Below are 2758 nucleotides of genomic sequence, written 5' to 3'. Positions count from 1 at the left end.
CTCCAAAGCTTCTGAACCAATCTGGCGATCCTTGCCATTGGCTATATCTAAAGAAACATCGCGGCTTCCATCAGCTTTATAGCCATAACAATAACCATCCTGGGTATTGGCATTACAACCCATATAGGTGTTTTTATAAGCCGTTGCACCCAGATTGGTCAGCACACCAGCGTGGATATCGGCATTTCCCCCTGCTCTCATAGAGCTATAATGGTTATCAATGGTATCAGCATTAATAATGAGATTGCCGTGAGACTGTATCATTCCTTGACGAGTAGGCGAAAATTCTTGCGTGACAGTTTTCTGTATCATGTGAGATAAATTATTCCATCGGTACCCTTGAAAAAAGCGAACTTTCACTCTCTTCATTCCAAGTAAATGCCTTGTATACTATCCCATCTTCTAAAGTTATCTTACCATAAGTTGCCTCTTTGTTGGGCAAAGAATTTTTAAAGTGAAAATCACATATGTTTCCTGAACATTCAACTTCCTCATAGGAAACGGCCCACATTTCTACCCTCAACTCATTTGCTACACTTGTTGTATGATACAAAATCGCATTTTCATTGAATCAAACCCCTCTGGTTTTTGGAATGCGATGGTGACTTCTTCCGTTTTTTCCGTGATGATCAACAAATTGAACAGATCAATCAAATTGTTGAAGCCTTTTTAGCAGAGATAGAACGAGAGATACAACAACTCTCAACAAAAGCTGCTTAACCTTATGGGGTGTTTTGTTCCCCGCATATCTACGAGCACCCCCACCCTTCCTAACACTTTCAAGTAATGCGTGATTCACGCCACACGTGAATTGCATCTCAATGTAAGGAGAAAAGATATGGCGCCTCGTCCAGCTGCTATAACGCAACCAGCCATTGCACGCGCTTTAAGAGAAGCAAAAAAGCAAAAATGCGAACTCATAGAAATCAAACCTACCGGTGAACTGCTTATCTATCTTAAAGCAGATATTCCAATACCAAATTCAGTTAGCCACCCAGACAAACTTTTAGATTTGTCAAAGAATGAATATTACGAAACCGCACTCTCTAAGATGTAAAATACCATGCCTAAACCACGTCCTCCTCATCTCGTTAAACAAATTACTCAACATGGCAAAATTGTATGGTATGTACGTATTGGTCATGGCAAACGCATTAGAATACGCGGTACCTATGGAACGCAAGAGTTTGTTGATAACTACAAAAGCGCACTTGCCGAGTTACAAGGACTTATACTTCCTAAATCAAAAACCGGTAAACTTGTTGAAGGGTTATTTGCATGGCTGCTTAAACAATACTTTAACAGCTCTAATTGGCATAGCTACACTAAAGCTACAAAAAAACAAAAAGAACTCATCCTTATGAAGGTTATGTGATTGGAGAAGAGACATTCATTTGTGGTAAAGAAGGTAAAAAACTAGTTAAAGAAAGTTTTGGCAACCTTTTTCGTGAGGCTTGTAACGTAGCGGGAATCAAAAAATCAGCACATGGCTTAAGAAAATTAGCAGCAACACGCGCAGTTAATTCTGGTGCAACAGTATCACAACTCAAAGCAATTTTTGGCTGGACAAATGATGCTATGACATCTCTTTACACAAAGAGCGCAGACCGTAAAAAACTCGCTCTTGAAGCCATAAAAAAGCTTCAAAAAGATGAGGGATAGAGGCAAAAAAATCAATAGAATCAAGATTCACCTATTCTCTCATATTAGACATAAATATTTTATTTTACACATACTTGTGAATGAATCGGCTTTTAAAACTTTATCTTTTAAAGTTTACGCTTTCTGACTCTGCATAATTTAGCGTTTTTAAGTTCTATTCTTGAAAAACTATGTAATACCTTCACAAACTATCTATTGATCTAAGGGTATTACTCAATAATTTTTTCTTCCATTCAAATTAACTTTTTGCTTATCCCACAGAAAAAGCATTACAAATATACCTAATTTCCAGTCATATCTAGAAGAGATTTTAAACTATCGATGCAAATCTTACATAAAATTTTATTCAAATAGCGCAAATCAGCCATTCCCTCCAAGGTACTTTTTAGATGCACTAAATATCTGAATATTTTTATTTAAAAAATTAAAATCTTTTAAAGAGCTTTCTTATTGAATTGTACTTAATTTAAACTCAATAAAAACTTTCCTTGAATATATATGTCATTCTTACAAATTTATCTCTCATAAACTGTCAGAGTAATAACATTTTCTTTTCGCCAATATGAACGATCTAAATAAAATAAATATCTGGAAAGGTAAAATAATTCAAAAATACACGACCGGAATTTAATATAATTTATCAAACATTTTCAACTAAACATTTCTTATTATTACGAAAACGATTGTTAGAACTTAAAAAAATATTGCTTTGTAAAAAATTTTTAAACAGGAAAAAAAATGATAAATATCATAATTACCTTTCATTTTTTCAGAAAAAACTATCATGTTTAAAAATGAAACTCTTAGATAACACACTCAAAGAATTAACTTATGAAGAATTATTTTAATTGAAACTTAAATAGTTTTACAAAGAACGCTTTAAAATGCGTATTAAAATGATTGACCTTTTACAAGAAATTTGTCAAAAAGCATATCTAGTTTGGAGGGGTGGCCGAGCGGTTTAAGGCACCGGTCTTGAAAACCGGCGTGCAGGAGACTGTACCGTGGGTTCGAATCCCACCCCCTCCGCCACAGCACTTTTATGGTGCTATAACTTATTGATTTCATGTGTGTTTTTTCAAGGTGCGGGATTCGT

2 protein-coding genes, 1 tRNA gene and 2 pseudogenes are annotated in these 2758 nt (G+C 35.1%); 4 read left to right on the top strand and 1 reads right to left on the bottom strand.

What is annotated here, in order from left to right; genetic code table 11:
* A partial coding sequence (locus ACFIMM_RS02925; protein ID WP_375692603.1) for a hypothetical protein occupies positions 1-312 on the bottom strand: 312 nt, incomplete at its 3' end.
* A 300-nt stretch (positions 313-612) separates the two neighbouring features.
* Between ACFIMM_RS02925 and ACFIMM_RS02920 the strand changes: the two are divergent.
* The 4 genes and pseudogenes from ACFIMM_RS02920 to ACFIMM_RS02905 form a co-directional block, all read left to right on the top strand.
* Positions 613-720 (top strand): annotated as a pseudogene (locus ACFIMM_RS02920) (exonuclease); the annotation flags it as partial.
* Between the two features lie 118 nt (positions 721-838).
* Positions 839-1057, top strand: a complete 219-nt coding sequence (locus ACFIMM_RS02915) for a hypothetical protein (RefSeq protein ID WP_375692602.1) — start codon at positions 839-841, stop codon at positions 1055-1057.
* A gap of 6 nt (positions 1058-1063) precedes the next feature.
* Positions 1064-1662: pseudogene (locus ACFIMM_RS02910) on the top strand (tyrosine-type recombinase/integrase).
* 942 nt (positions 1663-2604) lie between these two features.
* Positions 2605-2694 (top strand) — tRNA-Ser (locus ACFIMM_RS02905).
* Positions 2695-2758: the final 64 nt, after the last annotated feature.

This window comes from Bartonella sp. AP258QHHD, from assembly GCF_042196145.1.
Classification (GTDB): Bacteria; Pseudomonadota; Alphaproteobacteria; order Rhizobiales; family Rhizobiaceae; genus Bartonella.
Note: the sequence above shows the minus strand (reverse complement) of the source record. Positions and strands in the feature narration are given on the sequence as shown.

What these genes read in the sequence shown, in the direction of transcription:
- ACFIMM_RS02915 (WP_375692602.1), top strand. Translation starts at nt 839, where the DNA reads ATGGCGCCTCGTCCAGCTGCTATAACGCAACCAGCCATTGCACGCGCT.